We start from the raw sequence: 21,503 nt of genomic DNA, 5'->3' as shown, positions 1-21,503 counted from the left end.
CTGACAGATTAAGGACGTGTGTTTGCCTAATTAAATGTAAAGTTATTGGTTAGCATGTACTTCTAGAAATATATTCTAGAAGTGCTTTTTAGAAGTGATAGTTTAGTGACAAGTTAACCGCTCTAGGTGTGTTAGGCTGAACCGTAACCCAGTTAGCGCCCGCTTCAACTCGGTTTTTATCAAGCACATTATTAACAACCAATGCCGCATCCCAATCGTCTGCTTTGTAATACGCACCAACATCAGCTTCAAAATAACTCTTTATTTTATAGTCTCCGTCATTACGTTCAGACTCATAACGTAAACCAAGCGCAAAGCTGATGTTTTTATCAAAGGTGTAGTTGTTCCACAGTGATACCGCATGTTTAGGTGTATTATTCGATTGAACACCTTTATCGTCACCTACAGTGTCATGTGCGTCAGTATAGGCGTAACTTAAACTACTATTAAATTTTGGCGTAAAGTACATTGCTGCATCAACTTCAACGCCTTTTGATTCAAAACTTTTACCATCAAGTTGCAATAACTCCCAACCGTCATCACCTCGATTAAATTTAGTGCTGTTACTACGGTCTAAGGCAAATAATGTAACTGCGGCAGTTAAATTGTTATTAAGTAAATCACCCTTTATTCCTAACTCATAGTTATTACCTTCAACAGGTTTATAGTCTATTTTTCCATTACCATACTCGACAATATAGCGACCTTTAACGGGTTCATATGCACGGCTATAAGTAGCAAAGACATTAATATCACTATTAATTTTTTGTACAACACCTAAGTCCCAAAGCGTATCGTCAAAGCTGGAAGCGATCGTTTCACCACTACTTAACTCTTCTTGATCTTGTTTAACATAAGCAAGGCCAGCGGCTATCGTAGTGTTACCTATACTTATACGATCTTTTAAGTAAATATTAGTATCGGTTTGGGTGCGTGGTTTGGCTGGACTATCAACAAGACCATCAGGAATAGGACCAGTGACTTGCTGATCTGGATTTGAGGCTGAAATTGGATTCTTACCAACAGCATCTGCGCTATCTTGAAAACTACGCGCAAATTTAATGTCCATATCTCGATAGTTATAACCAGCAAGTAAATGATGTTTAATGCTACCGGTTTCTACTTTACCTTCAAAGTTAATATCAAATAAGTTATAGCTATCATCACCCGCAGAGTATACCCATTTACGATTAACGAGATCTTTACCTACTTCATTTTCTAATGCTGATGAATCAGAAATGTACAAATCTAAGGCGTTGGAAGTGGTTTCATTATGGCGGAAGTTCGCAGCAAGTTTCCAATCTTCAGCTATTTGATGTTTGATCAGTACACTAGTGCTTGTTGATTCATTTTCACCTTTATCTATCGGGCTACCGTAATACTTACCACGATTAATAGGTTTGCCGTAAGTAGTCACTTCACCTGATGCAAATGTTGACTCAAATACACCATCGGCATAACCACTGCCGCCAGTACGTTTACGATCGGTTCTTTCAAAGCGAGGTAATATAGTGGTGTTTTCACCAAGTTCGAAACTTAAAGCGGCATCGAACAACAGTTCTTCAATTTCTCGACCATCTTGAAAGTGGTCACCTGAAGGAGTGTATTGTGCTAATACGCGATATAACACACTTTCATCTGTTATTGGGCCAGTACTATCTAAGTTAAAGCTGGTGTCATTACGTTTGAAATTACCGGTATCACTTGATGCATAGCTACGGTTATTAAGTCCAATGGATGTTCTAGCCGTAGTTTGAGGTTTTTTACTGGTAATATTAATTAAACCACCAGCCACACCAGCGCCATAAAGAATTGCTTCAGGGCCACGAAGGAAGGTAGTGTTTTCTGCATTAAAGGTACTCGGTAATTTAGAGCCCGTACCACCTTCACCACCTTGTAATGAACGTAAACCATCGACCATTACATTGTCTATACTCGTTGAAAAACCACGTGCTATGTAGGTACGATCCGCGGGGCCATTGGCTCTAAAACCAGCAACATAATTGAAAGCTTCTCTGACATCTTGCAGGGCGCGCATTTTTAAATCATCAGCATCAAGCTCCATCATAGAACGGCCGGTATCTTTGATAGATACATCCATTTTGGTTGCTGCCGTGGAAGGTTTGTCAATATCACTCATTGGCCTGCCAGAAACTGCGATATGTTCTATTGTGTCTGACTCATAACCAATATCAGGTACGTCTTGTGCTGAAACTTGATTAACAAGTGATGAGATAAGTACTGTGCCTAAAGACACTTTTTTCATGTTTAAGATTTTGTTGTTTATCATTTTATTATTCATTATGTTTAAAATTGTAACTGTAAAAGAACGCAGATCCTAATGGTAATCATTATCATTTACAAGTGTTAATTGTTTAATTTATTTTATTAACAAAAGAGGTGGGGTTGGCAGCTCTAATTTTAGGGGAGCTAATTAAATTAATTGTTAGTGGGTAATGAGTTAGCGCTAATGAATAAGGGGAGATTAGTATGGTTTAGGTTTGAAATATGTATTGAATTGAGTCAATTTAGCAAGGCTTATTCCAACACAATGTGTGGAAGAGATTAAGTGGAAGTATGGTTTTACAGAGATAATTTGGAAATTATTTAGAGATAAGTGATAGAAAAGGGTGGAGAGTTATGACTAGGGCAGGCGTTATTATTTCTGAATTAGGTCATGATTTAGGTAATGATTTAGCTAATGAATTGTTAACGATTCGGACCACGAATAAATTAAAAAGCCGATACATAATATATCGGCCTTTGAGTTGTTTGTAATAGCAAAATTAATTATTCCCAAAAGAATAAATTAATGAAATAGGTATTACTTTAATTGATTGAAAAGATTAAACGCACTGGAGAAATCTTTAGCACCATTGCCATTGGCAGCGTGCATGGCATATAAACTACGTGCCAACGCTCCCATCGGTGTTGATGAGTGACTCTTTACCGCAGTATCCATCGCCAAGCCTAAATCTTTAGCCATCAAGTCAACCATAAAGCCACCTTGATAATCATTAGATGATGGTACATTTTCCATCACACCAGGGCAGGGGTTATAGACATCAAGTGTCCAGTTACTGCCTGAGCTACTACTCATAATATTTGACAATACTGATGCATCTAAACCATTGCTGATACCCAATTGCAAAGCTTCAGACGTTGCTAACATTAATACAGATAACAGCATGTTGTTACAGGCTTTAGCTACCTGACCAGCGCCATGATTACCAGCATGAAAAACATTTTTACCCATCTTATCTAATACGGGCTTAGCCTGATTAAAATCAGCTTCACTACCACCAACCATAAAGCTTAAAGTACCGGCGATTGCACCACCAACACCGCCAGAAACAGGAGCATCAATAAAATTAATACCTTGTTCTAACAATACAGTACCAACTTTGATTGACGTAGCAGAATCAATGGTAGATGAATCAATAACCAAAGCGCCTTTGGCGATATGATTAATTAAGCCATTTTCTGCTAAATAGACGGCTTCGACATGTTTGCCTGCAGGAAGCATTGAAATAATAAATTCAGCATCTTTAACACAATCACTGGCTTGTGATTTTGTTGTTGCACCTTGCTCTACCACTTGAGCAACAGCTTGCTCTGATAAATCAAAAACACAAACCTGATGTCCGGCTTTAACTAAGTTGATGGCCATTGGGCCACCCATATTTCCTAAACCTATAAAAGCAATATTCGCCATGACGTACTCCTGTTTTCTTCAAAATAATATTCAAGAATACTCGACAATAAATTATCTATAAAAATGTATCGTCGAGAATTTCTTATCGAGAAATAGTTACTACTTTATTTCATGCTAATAGTAGTGTGAACATTCAAACCATCTTCATGATCTGGTTCAAACCAACGTGTTGTTACTGACTTAGTTTGCGTCCAAAAACTAACTGTTTGTTTACCGTTTGGTCCTAAGTCACCCAATTTCGAAGCTCTTGAACCGGTAAAGCTAAAGAATGCTACAGGCACTGGAATAGGAACGTTAATACCTACTTGGCCAACATCAATTTCATTTTCAAATAAACGCGCATTCCAACCTGATGAGGTGAAAAGAGACGTACCATTGCCATTAGGATTGGCATTAATAATTTCAATGGCTTGTTCTAAAGTTTCGGCTTCTAAAACACATAACGCAGGGCCAAAGATCTCTTGCGTATAAATATCCATGTCAGTAGTAACATTGGTAAATAACGTTGGACCAACAAAGTTACCATTTGGATAACCTTCTACCTGGCAGTCTCTGCCATCAATTAACATGGTAGCACCTTGCTCAACACCACTATCAAGCAAACTTATAATACGTTTTTTAGCTTGAGGTGATACTACCGGGCCTAAGTCAGCATCACGCTGAGAGCCAGGACCTACTTTCATTAACTTCGCGCGTTCAACGATTTCAGGTAACCAGTCACGCGCTTTACCGACTAAAATAGTTACAGGATTAGCCATACAACGTTGACCCGCTGCACCAAAAGCTGAACCTAATAAATCATTAATGGCTCTGTCTTTATTTGCATCAGGCATGATAACCATATGGTTTTTAGCACCCATCATAGATTGTGCTCGTTTTCCGTGCTTGCTCGCATGATTATATATATGCGTACCAACATGAGTTGAGCCAATAAAAGATACTGCTTTCACGTGTTCATGTTCAATTAACGCATTAACTGCATCAGGACCGCCGTGAACAACATTGATAACGCCTGCTGGTAAACCTGCTTCAATAGCAAGCTCAACAAAACGTACTGTTGAAGAAGGAGCTTGCTCTGAAGGTTTAAGCACAAAAGTATTACCACAAGCAATGGCAGGCGGAAACATAAAGGCTGCTAGCATTAATGGGAAATTAAAAGCGGTAATACCTAAACCTACGCCAAGTGGCTTATGTAAGGTATAAGTGTCTACACCAGTAGCAACATTATTACCCATATCACCCATTTGTAAGCGAGTTACTGAACAAGCATTTTCAATGGCTTCTAGCGCTCTACCTACTTCGCCTTCAGCATCTGGTAATGTTTTACCATGTTCCAGTGTTACTAACTCAGCAAGCTCTTGAGTGTTTTCACGCACCAAATGTGCAAAATTTACCATTATACGCATGCGATTAGTTAAAGAGGTTCTAGACCAAGACTTGTATGCAGTGTGTGCACTCTGAACAGCTAATTCAACTTCTTCAGGCGTTGCAACGGGTACACGAGCAACAACTTCTTGAGTGGCAGGATTTAAAACATCCAACCATTCTGTAGTTTGAGAACGAACTTTTTTACCATTAATGATTAGTGGAACTTCAGTAATACTCATAGCAACCTCTATTAATAAATTGAAAATATAAAATCTCTATAAGCAAGATAGGCCTTTATTAATGTTGTCACAATAAGCATAGGTGCAACGCGCTTTGCATTTTTGCAATGGCATTCTAGAAAGAGTAGACTAAGTAGATGAATTGGGATGATATTAAAATATTTCTTGAGGTTGCTCGTGCCGAGCGACTTTCAACAGCGGCTAAACGCTTAACGATGGATGCTTCTACTGTGTCTAGGCGTTTGCATAAGTTAGAAGAAAGTATAGCGACAAAACTATTTGACCGAACGCAAGACGGTCATGTATTAACGCCTGATGGCGAAATGTTACTTAAATCAGCATGCAAAATGGAGCAGGATGCACAACATGCACTATCTAACATACATAATAACAATGAAGAAAATTGTGGCTTAGTTCGCATTGGGGTAACAGAAGCGTTAGGTAACTTTTTTGTTTCACCCAACTTATTACCATTACAACAGCAACATCCTAATATTGATGTACATTTATTACTCTTTTCACGTTATGTGAAAATCAGTAGAAATGAAGCTGATATCGCTATTGCAGTAGAGCGTCCTAAAAGTACTTCGATGATAGTATCAAAACTTTGCGATTATAAATTACAACTTTACGCACATCAGGATTACCTAGATAAGTGTCTAGACCATAACTTTAAGCAATACCCGCAAGGCATAACCCTTGACAATTTAGCCGAACATAAGTGGGTTACTTATGTAGATAATCTAATATTTACCGATCAGCTTTCTTATATAAAAGAGTTAGACCGTTACTTAGCTGGCGAGTTAAAAGCAAATTTTAGTAGCACTAGTATTATCAGCCAATACTTTGCGATTAAAAGTGGTTTAGGTATTGGAATTCTTCCCTGTTTTCTTGCTGATCAAGACAAAAATCTCATTAAACTACATAGCCAAGATATTACTATTAGCAGAAGTTTCTGGTTGGTTACTCATCCCGAAAGCAAACGGTTATCACATGTAAATACCGTTTGGCAATACTTAAAACAATTAGTACTAGATCATGCCGAGTTATTAAATCCAAAAGAATAACATCAATTAAATTAGGTCATTACTCACGTGACTACTCACGTAATAACGCAGTAAACTCAGTGAATAATTATAGATAATATTGCGATGGTTTTGTAAACGCACCGAAGATAAATTAAAAATCTCCCTAGCAGCTTTATACAGACTTTGTTATTGTATTTGTAACAGTAAAAGTTTTCATTTAATAAAAAATAAGCCGATATTATAATAATCATAGTCGGCTGAAGGATGGATTTAATTATGTTCGATAACATGAAAATAATATTGGCTGACGATCATCCTCTATTTCGCCAAGCATTAACCATCACGCTAAAATCCCACTTCACTAGTGCCAAAATTGTTGACGCTCAAAATATTCCTGAGCTTGAACTACATTTAGAAAGTGAAGAAAAAGCTGATTTACTCTTGCTTGATTTAGATATACCAGGTGCACATGGTTTTAACAGTTTAATTAGTATTAGACGTTCACACCCTGACTTAGGTATCGTGGTTATTTCTGGCTTTGAAGATAAAGAGACTATTCATAAAGCGATGAGTTTTGGTGCTGCTGGTTTCATTCCTAAATCGACGCCTGTTCCTAAAATGGTCGTTGCCATAAAAGAAGTACTTAATGGTACATTATGGACACCTGATGGTGAGTTTAATCCGAATGAAAAAGTCAATAAAATTGATGACAAAATTGCGTCTTTAACCCCTAAGCAACATGAAATTTTATTAATGTTTGCTGATGGTTTACTTAACAAGCAAATAGCGTCTCAACTTGGCACATCAGAATCTACTATCAAGAGTCATGCGAGCATTATATTTTTAAAGTTGGGTGTACGAAATCGAACTCAAGCGGTGATCACTTTAAATGAATTGCAATTAAATCAAAGCACTTTTGGTCAGTGATACCAATGCTTTAAGTTAATACCCACTGTTGTTGATTGAGCAATACAGCAAGGCTGTGTTGCTCTCAATCCCAATACCCAGCTTATTACTCGTTCGAGCATTCAATTAAGCACTTAATCAAGCACTCAATCAAGCACTCAATCAAGCACTCAATCAAGTTATCAACCAAGTACTCAACCAAGCCCTTATCCTGATTTATTGTCTCTGCGTATAACAAGAATACTCACATACAGTACTTTTTTATGTATTATTTTGTGAGTAATTCTTTGCGAGTTCTTCGGTGAGTAACGAGCTCATTAAAGCACGTAACGCAAGGGGTCTGATTATTTTGCGTAAATAGCCAATATTATGCTGTTTAGTTAACGCCATCAGGTTTTCACCTGTAGTTGCGGTAATAAGAATGGCAGGCAGTGCATAGGGACTCATTGCTCTTAATTGTTTAATAAGCCCTATACCATTGACGGGCTCAATGGAACATGAACTGTTACTCCTTTCACTGATCAGCATATCAGTAGCCATAATAATGTTATCGTCTTGGCAACCGTCTAGTTGATAATCTACCAGCAAAATATCAATTTCATCTTCGTGTTTTGCATAAAGCTCTCTGGCTTGCTGGGCGTCAACAGCGGTGAAAACCTGACATTGCCATGCAGTTAATAATTTAGACATGCCTTCAAGTATTGCGGGCTCATTGTCTATACACAATACGCCAACCCCATGTAAACTCATACTCGCAGGAGGTAATACCTGTTCCTTTGCCATAGGTGCTAGCGTTATCGGTGCATTAACACTAAACAAACAACCATGACCTGGTTTCGATTTTAAATCAATTTTGTGCTCAAGAATTTTTGCCAAACTTTGGGCGATATTTAGTCCTAAGCCAAGCCCTTTAGGGCCCATAACATTGCTATTGTTTAATTGAGTAAACTGGTCAAAAACTTGCTGTTGTTTGTCTATTGGAATGCCAGGGCCGTTGTCAAAAACTTGGATAGATATTTCATTACCTTGTCTTCGACAACCCAACAATACTTTACTCTGGATTTTTTTGTCACCTTTGTGAGCATAACGAAAGGCATTACTGAGAAAGTTTTGTACAATTCTTGCCAGTAAAGTGATGTCACTCGCCACATAAATTTTACTCATTTTACAATGAAACTCTACATGATATTCATCTGTTAATGCATTAAATTCATTGGCTAACATAGTGAAAAGTTCTTTGATTTCAATGGGCTCAATAGTTGGCGTGATATTACCACTTTCAATACGTGCTATTTCATTGAGATCAAGCAACAAGCTATTTGCTATTTATAAAGAATTATCTATTTTTTTGATTTGTTCTCGTTCTTCATTACTGACTCTTGGACTTAAAGATATTGCAGAAGAAAATAATCTTGCGGCTGAGAGCGGTTGTAATAAATCATGGCTACACGCTTTTAAATACTGACTTTTCTTAACGTGTGCTTGTTCTGCTTTGGTTTGTGCTTGTATTAGTTCATGGTTAGCAAGCGCCAACTCTTTGTTAGCCTGTTCAAGCTCGGCAGTGCGAAATTGTACCCTTGATTCAAGATCAGTATTTTCTTCTTTCAATACTTCTTCTGTCTGACGATACTGGGTAATATCAGAGAATATCATCACAAAACCACCACCGGGAATTGGACTGCCTTCTATACGAATGTTTTTACCGTTTTTTAGCTTATATTCAGTGTTATGGCGACTACCTTCCATAATATACTGAATACGTTTTTTAACGCGTAAATCAATATCTTTAGCAAAATAACCTTGCTGACTTAAATTGAAATGTATTAGCTGACTGATAGGGCAACCAATATAAATAAATGCTTCAGGATAGCTAAAAATATCTAAGTATTGCTTATTCCAAGCAACTAACTTTAGCTCGCTATCGATAACTGAAATGCCTTCGCTCACATTTTCAATAGCACTTTGTAATACCGTGCGACTAAACTCTAATTGTTGAGTTGAGTTATCCTCTACCAACTTAGCGACTTGATCAAAGGCCATGCCGCGGCTACTAATCGCCAGAGACGTGACCAACTTTGCTGAGGCTGATCCTAAGACACGGGCAAGGGTGTTTTCTGCATGAAACAATATCGCTTCATTAAATTTTTTGTTGTCCTTAGTCTGATTCATTGAATGAAACTTTTCAAAGCACTTGGTTGCTTTTTCTTCACCTATAAATCTAGCCACTAAAAGCTCTAACTCTACAATGTCTACTTTGGGTTGTGTTGGTAAACTCCACTTGATTTTTTTTCTGTCTTTATAGAAAAATTCACTTTGCATTTGCTCTCGAATACTTTGTCTTGTACCCAAAGAAACAAGCCATAGCGCGATAACATTAATGAGTAAACCAATAAGGGTTATTACGGTCGTTTTAGGTAAGTCTGTGTTTTCTAAAGGGTGGGCATATATGCCTAATTGAGGTATTAAATTAAATACCGTCCAAATAGTAAAACCACAAATTATCCCTGCAAGCACACCCGACAGTGTTGCTCTACGCCAATAAAATGCGACAAATAAAGCTGGACCTATTTGAGCTATTGCGCCAAAAGCGACTTCGCCTAATGATGATAATGCATCGGGAGGTGATACCAATAACAAGCCATAACTTAGAAAAATAACCAGCAGTACCAGTGTTTTACGGATGAACAATAACTGTAATTGAAAGTGATTAAAGTCTTGTTGCTTTTGGCGTGAAAAGTTAAACATGACCGGAAACACAATCTCATTACTGAGCATGGTACTAAGAGCAATAGTTGAAACAATAACCATCGAACTTGCTGCTGAAACAGCGCCTAAAAAGGCAAATAAAGATAACCACACTTGGCCATCCAAAGCAGGCAAGAATAGTACATAAGCATCTGCAGCGAGAGAACTGCCATAATTTAAATTACCAGCTAAGCCGAGAACAGCGGCAAAAAAACCAAAAATAAGTAAGTAAACCGGTAAAACCCACCTTGCCATACCGCTAGTTTTTTTATCTTTTATTTCAACAAACATCACTTGAAATTGTCTTGGCAAACATAAGAAAGCTGACATGACGATGATTAACATGCCAAACAAACCAAAAAGGTTACTAAACTCAAACTGTTTTTCAATATCAAACTGATCTTTTGATAATTCCCAAATATCCATAGGTGAGTCATAAATAATAAAGCTGACGAATAAACCAACTAAAAGAAAGGCAATTAACTTCACCAGCGATTCAAAGGCAATAGCTATCATCACTCCTGGGTGACGCTCGGTTATGTCTATCGTTCTAATGCCAAAAATAATGGTAAAAACAGCAAGGATAATGCTAACGACTAAGCCGATTTGCCAAATAGGTAGGTCTTGAGTTTCTTGTAATATTTGATAAGAATTAACAATTGCTTTTAGCTGCAGCGCTATATAGGGCATGGTGCCTATTAAGGCGACTAAGGTAATAATAATGGCTAAGGTTTGCGATTTACCAAAGCGTGCTGATAACAGATCGGCAATAGAGGTGATTTTGAGCTTTAAACTGGTTTTTATAATTCTTTGAATGAAAGGCCAAGCAAAAACAAACAGTACAATGGGCGCTAAATAAACAGAAAGGAAAGTAAAAGAGTGATTAGCAGCTTGTGCTGTCGTACCTAAAAAACCCCAGGAAGTACAATAAACACCTAAAGATAAGGCATAGATAATTGTTTGTTGCTTTGCTTCTAGTTTATTACGATATTTCCCACCTAGATGAGCAATAAGAAACAACAGACCTATATAGCCAATACTAACGCTAACCAGCAACCAATTCGCAAACATAATATTAAACCTACTTAACTATTCAACTACTTATCACCTGTTAAATTTAACATATTTCTTTAAATAAAAACCTCTATATTTCTATGACTTAAGGACTAGTCTTTGAATGAGTTATTTTCTACGACCAAAGGACTAGGTGCTAGGTGCTAAGTCTTATTTCCGATTGTTACATTTTTGTACTGGCTTATGATGATTAGGTAAACCTGACTTCGGTTGACATAAAACACACATAATAAGTTCAAATAAAATAACAAATATAACAAGGGAAATAGCAATGGTTAGCAATAAATTTAAAAAACTACTACTCGCCTCACCTTTACTTGTAGCTGCAACTGCAGCAAATGCTGGTTATGACATCAAAATATCAGATGAAGATAAAATATCTTTTGGTGGGTACATCAAAGTCGATGCCCGCTATGTCGATGGTAATGTAGCCTATAGACCTTTCTGGATTGGCAAAGGTGCTAAACTTGCTGAAGATGCTTCACAATTTAATATCTTTGCCAATGAAACTCGTTTCAACATGAAGTACACCCATGGCGAAGTAATGGGTTTTATTGAAATGGATTTTTGGGGCGGTGGCGGTAACGAAGTCGTATCAAACTCTGCTCATCCTCGTATTCGTCATGCGTTTATCAAATATAAAAACGTATTAGCAGGGCAAACGTGGTCAACCTTTATGAATACTAGTGCTATTCCTGAATCAGCAGATTTTGCTGGTGCAACACAAGGTTTAGTATTTATTCGTCAAGGTCAAGTTCGCTACACTATGGGTGATTTCCAATTCTCACTAGAAAATCCTGAAACTGCTGGTGGTGATACTGCAAATGACAGTGTTCCAGATGTAGTCGCACGTTATAACTTAAAAGGTGACTGGGGCTCTGTTTCACTCTCTGCTTTAGGTCGCCAAGTAAATACTATGTCGGGTAATTCTGAAACAGCCATTGGCGGTTCAATTGCCGGTCGTATTAAAACCATTGGTAAAGATGATTTTAGATTTCAATTTCACCAAGGTGAAGTAGGTCGCTATGTTGGCGTTGGTTTTGCTCCCGATGTTGTTGGCGATAAAGTTGAAGACACCACAGCTTATTTAGCGGCGTACCGCCATTACTGGACTGAAACATTAAGATCTACTGTGCTTTACGGTTCAGCTGAAGCTGATGTTTCAGGTGCAGAAAGTAGTCAATGGAGTGTTAACTTATTTGAAAACCTTACTAAGCAATTAGCGGTAGGTGTTGAAGTAGGTCAGTACAGACAGGACAACCTAGATGCAGATTCAAACTACGCACAAGTAACAATGAAGTACGTACTTTAGTTTTATCTTAGTACACGTAACAACTCCCATTCTGTTGTTACGTTTTTGAGGGGGGAAATATCCCCCCTCTTTTTTAGATACAACATATAAAGTATCTCGCAATGACAGACGCAATACGGATTTAGCTTATTAGACAGTGCAGGATGCAAATTGTCTTGATGTTTCAAGCGTGTAAAAACGCATATATTTTTTTATCAATTGAGGAGTGTGAGTATGACTGAGTCAATACTCAAAGTAGAGAACGTTTCATTAGCGTTCGGTGGCGTAAAAGCACTAACCGACGTTAGCTTTGAAGTTCCCCGTGGCTCTGTATTTTCCATTATCGGTCCTAACGGCGCTGGTAAAACCTCCATGCTTAACTGTATCTCTGGACGGTATCAACCAAATTCGGGCAACGTTATTTTCAATGACAAAATTGTCACTGATTTACGTCCAAATGATAGAGCAGACCTTGGTATGGGCCGCACCTTTCAAAATTTAGCCTTGTTTGGTCACATGTCAGTTTTAGATAACATCATGGTTGGCCGTCATCACCTATTGAAAAATAACTGGTTAACAGGGCCTTTATATTGGGCATCACCTGCGCAAAAAGAAGAACTTGCCCACCGTCGTTATTGTGAAGAGATTATCGATTTTCTAGAAATTTCTCATATCAGAAAATCTGTAGCTGGCACCTTGTCTTATGGTTTACGTAAGCGTGTTGAGCTAGCGCGTGCAATGGCATTAAAGCCCAAATTAATTCTTCTTGATGAGCCTATGGCTGGTATGAATTTAGAAGAAAAAGAAGATATGGCTCGTTATATTCTCGATTTAAATGAAGAGTTTGGTATCACGGTAGTGATGATTGAGCACGACATGGGCGTAGTAATGGATATTTCACACCAGGTAATGGTGCTTGATTTTGGTAAGAAGCTAATGTCAGGTTTACCTGAAGAAGTGATGGCTGATCCACATGTTAAACGTGCTTATCTTGGTATCGAAGATGATGATGAAATAGAAGAAGAAGCCGTAAAGGAGGCTAGCTAATGTCTAACTTACAAGCAGCAACAAAAGATTTTGAAATGGGGGAGTTAGATACTTTTCCAAAAATACTGAGACAAAATGCTAAAAGCTGGCCAAATGATATTGCCATGCGCGAAAAAGAGTTCGGTATTTGGAACGAATTTACCTGGGTAGATTATAACAATCGCGTTAAGTGGTTATCACTAGCGTTAATAAAATTAGGTGTTAACCCGAAAGAAGCTATCGCCTTGTTAGGTGATAACAGACCTGAGTGGGTTTGGGGTGAAGTAGCAGCACATTCTATGGGTTGTTACTCTATCGGTATTTTCCAAGACTCCTTACATGAAGAAGTGGTTTACTTACTTAATAAAAGTAACGCCACTGTAGTTATCGCAGAAGACGAAGAGCAGTGTGATAAATTGCTTGAGTTAGGCGACGACATTCCAGATGTAAAACTTATTGTTTATTGCGATCCACGAGGCATGCGCAAATATGACGATAAACGTTTGATCAGCATTGAAGATATATATAAGCAGGGACAAGCAATAGAAAAAATGTCACCTGAGTTATACGACACTTATGTTGATGCGACTAATGCTGATGAAACTGCTATTTACTGTACTACATCAGGCACCACCTCAAAACCTAAAATAGCCTTTTTATGTGGCGGTAATTTTGTTAAGCACTGTAGTTCATATTTACGTGCTGATCCTCGCCAGCCTGGCGATAACTATGTATCTGTATTACCACTCCCATGGATCATGGAACAAGTCTATGCCGTTGGCCAAGCATTAATTGCTCGTCAAATAGTCAATTTTGTTGAAGGTCAAGAAACACTGATGGCTGATTTACGTGAAATTGGACCAAACTTTGTTTTACTTGCACCACGCGTTTGGGAAGGTATTTTAGCCGACGTTAAAGCCCGTATGATGGATTCTACGCCACTTAAACAAAAATTATTTGATTATGCTTTTGCACTCTCTGAAAAAGCACAGTTAGAGGGTAAACGTTCAGGGTTTGCCGATTTTTTATTGATGAATGCCTTAAAAGATAGATTAGGTTTCAGCAATTTGAAATCAGCGGCAACCGGTGGTGCGGCTATGGGTCCTGATACATTCAGATTCTTCCAGACTATTGGTGTTCCGCTACGTCAACTTTATGGTCAAACAGAGTTATGTGGTGCTTACACAGTTCACAAAGAAAATGACGTTGATTACGACAGTGTTGGTGTTGCTTTTGATACTGCTGAAGTAAAAGTTATTAATGCTGATAAAGAAGGTGTTGGTGAGGTTATCGCTAGAACAGTTGGTATGTTCACCGGTTATTTAGATAATCAAAAAGCCTATGACGAAGATGTTATTGATGGGTGGATGCATACCGGTGATGCTGGTTACTTTAAACCTTCAGGGCACTTGGTCATTATCGACCGAATCAAAGATTTAGCTAAAACCAGCAATGGTATTCAGTACTCACCACAATATATTGAAAACAAATTGAAATTCTCATCATTTATTGGTGAAGCCGTTATTTTAGGTAAAGACAAACCTTACCTAAGCGCCATTATTTGTATTCGATTCTCTATTGTTTCTAAGTGGGCTGAACAACAAGGTTTAGGTTTTACTAACTACACCAGTCTTTCTGCTTTACCTGAGGTTTATGAAAAGCTTAGTGAAGAAGTTGAAAAAGTTAACGCGACATTACCTGACGCACAAAAAATCAATAAGTTTATTTTACTTTATAAAGAACTTGATGCAGATGATGGCGAATTAACACGTACACGTAAAGTACGACGCACTGTTATTGCTGACAAATATGGTGACATTATCGAGTCTATTTACGACAACAAAGAGATAGTTGATATCGATACAGTGATTACTTTCCAAGATGGTGGTAGCTCACGTATTCAAACGACACTTAAGGTTGCGACGGTAATTGAAAATGATGGTAGTGCTGTTTCATCAACAAGTAGTCAAACTCAGAGGAAAGCATCATGAATTTTGAACTCTTAACTCAATTAGTCATCAATGGCCTTATTGTTGGCTTGTTGTACGGTGTAATTGGTATGTGTTTTGTGTTGGTTTATAAATCAACCCAAATTGTTAACTTCGCCCAAGGTGAGTTTTTACTTATCGGTGCCTGGGTATGTTGGGCGTCATTGATTTACTTAGAGTTACCATTCTTTTTAGGTTTTATATTATCACTTGTATTTATGGCCGGCTTTGGTGTGCTATTACAAATGGTCGTACTACGTCCTATGATTGGTGAGCCGATTATCTCGGTGATCATGGTCACTATCGGTCTGTCTATTTTCTTCCAATCGTTAATGAAATGGATATTTGGTGTCTCCCCACAAAGTTACCCGCAAGTATTTGATACGCAAAGTATTAACATCTTGGGATTAAATGTGGAAATGGCGTACTTAATGAGCACGGTAATCGCGTTAATTATCATGGTCGCGTTCTATTTATTCTTTAAACACTCTAAGCATGGCTTAGCAATGAGAGCGACTGCTTTTGATCAACAAGCTTCGCAAAGTCTAGGTGTGTCTGTAAAGCATGTTTTTGCGATGAGTTGGGGTATTGCAGCAACCGTTTCTGCTACGGCAGGGATAGTGCTTGGTATGGTTAACGGTGTTTCAGATTCACTTTCTATTATGGGTATCAAAGTATTCCCAGCCGTTATTTTAGGCGGATTAGACTCAATTATTGGCGCCATTGTTGGTGGTCTCATTATCGGTGTACTAGAAAACGTCGCTGAGTTTTTTGATAGTCAATATTTACACATTGGTAATATGTACGATATCGCACCATTTTATGTGTTGTTAATTATTCTTTGGTTCAAACCTTACGGTTTATTTGGCACCAAAGACATTGAACGTATATAGCATAATTTTAGCTGGGCTTAGCTGAATTTAGTTAAGCCTAGCGTAATTTAATTAACAATATCAATAAAAAGAACAATTATTTAGGAGTGATTTATGTCTAGTTTAAGTATGCGCCCGTGCGGAGATTTTCGTACTAGCTATAAACAAGATAATACAATTTTTGAAACAAAAACCATCCGTTGGGTGACCATTTTTACCATTATAGCGTTGTGCTTTGCACCGTTAGTTGTTGATGGTTACTTTATTACCTTATTAATTCAAATATCTTACTTAGGCATTGCTGCATTAGGTTTGAATATTTTAGTTGGCTACACCGGACAAATATCGTTAGGGCATGGTGCTTTCTTTGGTTTTGGTGCGTTTGCCTCGGCCTGGTTAAATACAAGTTTACATATTCCAGTGTTTTTATGTATTCCTTTAGCGGGTTTCTTAACCATGGGCGTTGGCATGATGTTTGGTGCGCCAGCTGCTCGAATTAAAGGTTTATATTTAGCGATAGCGACACTTGCATCGCAATTTATTATTGAAGATTTCTTCGCTCGTGCAGATTGGTTTTCTGGTGGTGCATCGGGTTCAATGGCCGAACCAGTAAGCTTATTCGGTTTTGCTTTTGATACCGACCAAAGCTTTTACTATATAGCGCTATTTTCTCTAGTCTTTATGTTTATCTGGGGTTGTAACTTAATGCGTAGCCGTGATGGACGTGCTTTTGTTGCTGTACGTGACCATTACTTATCTGCTGAAATCATGGGCGTAAAGTTAAATAAATATCGCTTACTTTCATTTGGTATCTCTTCTTTTTATGCCGGTATCGGTGGTGCGTTATATGCCCATTACTTAGGTTATGTATCGGCCGAAGGTTTTACCATCATGATGTCAATTCAGTTCTTAGCCATGATCATTATCGGTGGCTTAGGTTCGATAAAAGGTACTTTGATGGGGGTCATCTTCATGGTGTTCTTACCTGAAGTATTAGAGAGCGGTGTTGGCGTAATGAAAATGACTGATTGGGGCAATATCCCTATGGTAGTTGACGGTTTAGCTTACATCAAAGAAATGGCTATTGGCTTAGTTATTATCGGCTTCTTAATTTTTGAGCCAGAAGGAATAGCGCATCGTTGGACACAAATTAAAAACTATTGGAAATTCTATCCATTTGCTTACTAAGTGATTTTATTAAAACACTTGATAAATGAATGGTGAATAAATTGCAGTTATACCGATTAAATTAATAAAGAGGTCAAATTTTAATGAGAGTAAATTTTCAAGAACAAGGCGTTTGATTGAGTAATAGCTGGCTATTGAGATTGAAAACACCGATGTTTTTGGACATTTAGACCATTTGAAAAGATCACTTCGTTAGTTTGATTGGTATGAAATAGGGATATTAAAAAGGTAACTGCGAGAAAATAAGCGTAAATATAAACATAAAAATAATACTGCTTACCTATTTATATAAACAGGTTGCTTATATAAAGAAGTACTAAATAAAAAGTTGAGGAACGTTCAAATGAATAGCATTAAAAACAAAAAATTATTACTAAGTTCAATTACTACTTGTATTGCTTTAAGTTTTACTAGCCAAGTTCAAGCAGAAGATTCTGTTTTTGTTGGCCATTTAGCCGACATGTCAGGCCCTACTGCTTTTGTTGGTAAAAATTATGCCAATGGTGTGCGTGATTCACTTGCTTATATAAATGCCCATGGTGGTATTGACGGTACTAAACTTAGATCTGAAACCATTGATTATGGTTATAAAGTTCCACAAGCCATTGCTGCTTATAAAAAATGGAAATCACGCGAAGGCATGGTTGCTATGCAAGGTTGGGGTACAGCGGATACTGAAGCATTAATCTCGTTTGTTGCTCGTGATAAAACACCGGTTTTCTCAGCGTCTTATTCTGGGCATTTAACAGACCCTACAGGTAAAAACCCTCATACGAAAAAACCTGCACCTTATAACTTCTTTTATGGCGCATCTTACTCAGATGCTTGTCGTGGTTTAGTGCAATGGGCATCGGATGATTGGAAAAGCAAAGGCAGTAAAGGAAAGCCAAAATTTACGCATATTGGTGCAAACCATCCTTTCCCAAATGCGCCTAAAGCAGCTTGTGCAGAATATGCAGAAGAGCTTGGCTTTGATGTTTTACAACCAGTGGTTGTTTCTATGAAACCAGGTGATTTTAAAGCGCAATGTTTAAGCATTAAAAGCTCTGGTTCAAATTACGGTTATGTTGCGAACATAGGTGGTTCAGTACTGTCGTTAATTAAATCTTGTGACACAGTCGGTGTAGATATTCAATTTATGTCAAGTATCTGGGGTGGCGATGCAAATATGTTCAATGCTGCAGGTTCAGGCATCAAAGATTACATCTTCCCAACGATGACACCATTTTGGGGTGACGATGTACCGGGTATGAAATTGGTACATGAAATTTCCAAAATGTCAGATAAATCAGGCGAAGAACAGCGCGTTCATCACTACATGCGTGGCGTATGTTCAACATACTTCATGAAAGAAGCGATGGAATGGGCTAAAAAGAACGGTGGCATCACTGGCGAAAATGTTAAAAAAGGCATGTACGTTAACAAAAACTGGGTACCTAAAGGCCTAGAAGGCGTATGTTTAGCTGCTAATTGGAGCAATGAAGATCACCGTGGTATTAACCAAGTAAATATCTATAAAGGTAACTACGAAAACGGTGGTGTTAAAGTTGAAAAAGTATCACAAGTTACATTGGAACGTCGTGATGATTGGTTAGGTTACTAATCCTCGTCATTAAATAGTTATTAGAAAGTTCTATTATTTTATAACTATTCAGCTTGTTGGCATTAGGCTAAATAGCAACAAGTTGGGTAGTTATAGTTTCAACGGAGTATACATATGTCACAGGCGGCAGCAAAAATTCAAACAGCTACACCAATGTTATCGGTTAATAACATTGAAGTAGTTTATGACGAAGTTATTCAAGTACTTCGAGGGGTTACATTAGATGTACCAGAAGGAGACGTCGTAACGTTACTTGGCCCTAATGGCGCAGGTAAATCAACAACATTGAAAGCGATTTCAGGTCTACTTAAATCAGAATATGGTGAAGTTACTAAAGGTGATATTACCTTTATGGGCGAGCGCATTGATAAGAAAAATGGTGAGGATGTTGTACGTAGTGGTCTTATTCAAGTGATGGAAGGTCGTCGTATTATCGAAGATATGACCTCAATTGAAAACCTAAAATTAGGTGCTTATACACGTAATGATTCACAAATAAATCAAGATCTTGAAATGGTGTTTAATTACTTCCCTCGTTTAAAAGAACGTACGGGTCTAGCCGGTTATTTATCAGGTGGTGAACAACAAATGTTAGCCATTGGTAGAGCATTAATGGCTCGTCCTAAAATGATTTGTTTAGATGAACCATCGATGGGTTTATCACCATTACTCGTTAAAGAAGTATTTGGTATTATTAAAAAAATCAATCAAGATCAAGGTATTACCATGTTGTTAGTTGAGCAAAATGCTAACTATGCAATAAGGGCTGCTGACTATGGCTACATTATGGAGTCAGGTAAAATCGTACTCGATGGTACTCAAGAGCAATTACTTAGCAATGAAGATGTTAAAGAGTTCTATTTAGGTGGCGGCAACGAAGAACGTAAAAGCTTTAAAAACTTAAAGTCTTATAAAAGACGTAAACGTTGGTTATAACCTATGTACATTCCAGCTTATTGCCATTTCACTCGATTTTGTTGTCGAAAGTGCTCACTTACATTCGTAAGCTCCGCGCTATCTCCTAAAAATAGAACGAACTGGCTGCTTTCTGAAAGTACATGAAAAACGATATAAGAAAAAGCATGAAAAATTAACGTTTTCATATTTAGAAATGATCATATTTGAAAAATTATCGAGTTACCATGAAACAATATTTTTACGAAAGAGAATGTCAAAACCCTGAGTTACGTGAGCAGTCTCTATTAGAGCGTTTACCTTCTTTTATCACCTATGCAAAGCAAGAATGTCAGCATTATGGGCAAATTTTACAGCATATAGATGCTGATAAAATTACTAGCCGAGAATTGCTTGCGCAACTTCCCATTACGCGTAAATCAGATTTAATGAAGCTACAAGCAAAAAACTCACCACTAGGTGGTTTAAATGCGAGCAAGGCTAACATAGGCAGAATTTTTCAATCACCAGGACCTATTTATGATCCTGAAAATACCAGTGATGATTGGTGGCGTGTGGGCCAAGCATTCTATGCTGCTGGGTTTAGAGCTGGTGATGTAGTGCAAAATTGTTTGTCTTATCACTTAACACCTGGCGGATTTATTCTTGATTCAGGCGCTAGAGCTTGTGGTTGCGTGGTTATACCTGCAGGCCCAGGGCAAACTGAGCAGCAGCTTGATATCATTGAGCATTTAAAACCTCAAGGTTATAGCGGTACACCATCATTCCTGAAAATTTTACTTGATAAAGCTAAAGCGGAAAACAGAGATATTTCAAGTGTTACCAAAGCGTTAGTGACAGGCGAAGCTCTCCCTAAAGGGCTTAGAGCTGAATTTGATGCTGCTGGTATTAACACTTTACAAGCCTATGCGAGTGCAGATGTTGGCCTCATTGGTTTTGAATCTAAAAGTGATGATGGTTTTATTATTGCTGAAGATTTATTGGTAGAAATTGTCCGTCCAGGCACTTTAGAGCCTGTTGCCGATGGCGAAATAGGCGAAGTTGTTGTCACTAGTTTTAATGTAGATTACCCACTTATTCGTTTCGCTACCGGAGATCTATCTGCAGTGAAATCAAGCGAAAGTGCTTGTGGTCGAACTAATATGTGTATTAAAGGTTGGTTGGGTCGCGCCGACCAAACGACTAAAATTAAAGGTATGTTCGTGCATGCAGAACAAATAGAACAAGTACGACAAGCCTATCCTCACATAGCTAAAATGCGTTTGTCAGTGACTCAGGTTAATTATAATGACCAAATGAACTTGCAATGCGAATTGGATAGTAGCGGTTATTCTGAGGCTGATATTGCCGGTGAAATTAAGAATATTAGTAGCAGTTTGAAAAAAATAACCAAACTTAATGGTGCGGTTGAATTAGTTGCGGTAGGCACATTAGCTGATGATGGCAAAGTCATTGAAGACTTACGACCTATTGGCTAAGTTAGCGTTGCTAATCTTTTTAGCAACGATTTTATCTATCACTTTATCAAAAGTGAAATTATCCTAA

The 21,503-nt window shown here is 37.9% G+C and carries 15 protein-coding genes; 10 read left to right on the top strand and 5 right to left on the bottom strand.

What is annotated here, in order from left to right; translation table 11 throughout:
• Nucleotides 1-88: 88 nt before the first annotated feature.
• The 3 genes from ESZ36_RS11720 to ESZ36_RS11710 form a co-directional block, all read right to left on the bottom strand.
• Nucleotides 89-2,290 carry a TonB-dependent siderophore receptor gene (locus ESZ36_RS11720; protein ID WP_170235831.1) on the bottom strand — a complete coding sequence of 734 codons (2,202 nt, stop codon included), beginning with the start codon at nt 2,288-2,290 and terminating at the stop codon, nt 89-91.
• Nucleotides 2,291-2,824: 534 nt separating this feature from the next.
• Entirely contained in the window at nt 2,825-3,715 is an 891-nt protein-coding gene (gene mmsB, locus ESZ36_RS11715; protein WP_146787972.1) for a 3-hydroxyisobutyrate dehydrogenase, read from the bottom strand.
• Between the two features lie 104 nt (nt 3,716-3,819).
• Nucleotides 3,820-5,322, bottom strand: coding sequence for a CoA-acylating methylmalonate-semialdehyde dehydrogenase (locus tag ESZ36_RS11710; RefSeq protein WP_146787969.1), 1,503 nt, complete (start codon nt 5,320-5,322; stop codon nt 3,820-3,822).
• Between the two features lie 137 nt (nt 5,323-5,459).
• Here ESZ36_RS11710 and ESZ36_RS11705 point away from each other — a divergent pair, with 137 nt between their 5' ends.
• Nucleotides 5,460-6,389 (top strand): LysR family transcriptional regulator, encoded by a 930-nt coding sequence (locus ESZ36_RS11705; RefSeq protein ID WP_146787966.1) that lies wholly within the window; start codon nt 5,460-5,462, stop codon nt 6,387-6,389.
• A 237-nt stretch (nt 6,390-6,626) separates the two neighbouring features.
• Nucleotides 6,627-7,277, top strand: coding sequence for a response regulator transcription factor (locus tag ESZ36_RS11700; RefSeq protein ID WP_146787963.1), 651 nt, complete (start codon nt 6,627-6,629; stop codon nt 7,275-7,277).
• A gap of 240 nt (nt 7,278-7,517) precedes the next feature.
• Here ESZ36_RS11700 and ESZ36_RS23130 read toward each other — a convergent pair whose 3' ends face one another.
• Nucleotides 7,518-8,570: a hybrid sensor histidine kinase/response regulator gene (locus ESZ36_RS23130; RefSeq protein ID WP_342779730.1), complete on the bottom strand. Its 1,053-nt coding sequence runs from the start codon at nt 8,568-8,570 to the stop codon at nt 7,518-7,520.
• Between the two features lie 12 nt (nt 8,571-8,582).
• Complete coding sequence (locus tag ESZ36_RS11695; RefSeq protein WP_342779729.1) at nt 8,583-11,072, bottom strand: PAS-domain containing protein; 2,490 nt, start codon at nt 11,070-11,072, stop codon at nt 8,583-8,585.
• A 274-nt stretch (nt 11,073-11,346) separates the two neighbouring features.
• On the opposite strand from ESZ36_RS11695, the gene ESZ36_RS11690 reads away from it, so the two are divergent.
• The 8 genes from ESZ36_RS11690 to ESZ36_RS11655 all read left to right on the top strand — a co-directional run bounded on the left by ESZ36_RS11690 (nt 11,347) and on the right by ESZ36_RS11655 (nt 21,436).
• Nucleotides 11,347-12,387, top strand: coding sequence for a DcaP family trimeric outer membrane transporter (locus ESZ36_RS11690; RefSeq protein WP_146787952.1), 1,041 nt, complete (start codon nt 11,347-11,349; stop codon nt 12,385-12,387).
• A gap of 213 nt (nt 12,388-12,600) precedes the next feature.
• The gene (locus tag ESZ36_RS11685; RefSeq protein ID WP_146787949.1) at nt 12,601-13,413 is read left to right on the top strand and encodes an ABC transporter ATP-binding protein; all 813 of its coding nucleotides are present in this window, start codon (nt 12,601-12,603) and stop codon (nt 13,411-13,413) included.
• Nucleotides 13,413-15,383: a long-chain fatty acid--CoA ligase gene (locus ESZ36_RS11680; protein ID WP_146787946.1), complete on the top strand. Its 1,971-nt coding sequence runs from the start codon at nt 13,413-13,415 to the stop codon at nt 15,381-15,383. The genes ESZ36_RS11685 and ESZ36_RS11680 overlap by 1 nt, the downstream gene beginning before the upstream one ends.
• Complete coding sequence (locus ESZ36_RS11675) at nt 15,380-16,273, top strand: branched-chain amino acid ABC transporter permease (protein WP_011044176.1); 894 nt, start codon at nt 15,380-15,382, stop codon at nt 16,271-16,273. Before ESZ36_RS11680 ends, ESZ36_RS11675 begins: the two co-directional genes overlap by 4 nt.
• A gap of 93 nt (nt 16,274-16,366) precedes the next feature.
• A complete protein-coding gene (locus ESZ36_RS11670; protein ID WP_011044175.1) occupies nt 16,367-17,440 on the top strand; it encodes a branched-chain amino acid ABC transporter permease in 1,074 nt (357 codons plus the stop codon).
• 343 nt (nt 17,441-17,783) lie between these two features.
• Nucleotides 17,784-19,043: an ABC transporter substrate-binding protein gene (locus tag ESZ36_RS11665; protein ID WP_011044174.1), complete on the top strand. Its 1,260-nt coding sequence runs from the start codon at nt 17,784-17,786 to the stop codon at nt 19,041-19,043.
• Between the two features lie 114 nt (nt 19,044-19,157).
• Entirely contained in the window at nt 19,158-19,979 is an 822-nt protein-coding gene (locus ESZ36_RS11660) for an ABC transporter ATP-binding protein (RefSeq protein WP_146787943.1), read from the top strand.
• A 206-nt stretch (nt 19,980-20,185) separates the two neighbouring features.
• Entirely contained in the window at nt 20,186-21,436 is a 1,251-nt protein-coding gene (locus ESZ36_RS11655; RefSeq protein WP_146787940.1) for a phenylacetate--CoA ligase family protein, read from the top strand.
• Nucleotides 21,437-21,503: the final 67 nt, after the last annotated feature.

It is taken from the genome of Colwellia demingiae (genome assembly GCF_007954275.1).
GTDB lineage: Bacteria > Pseudomonadota > Gammaproteobacteria > Enterobacterales > Alteromonadaceae > Colwellia > Colwellia demingiae.
This window is presented reverse-complemented; position numbering and strand designations above follow the sequence as displayed.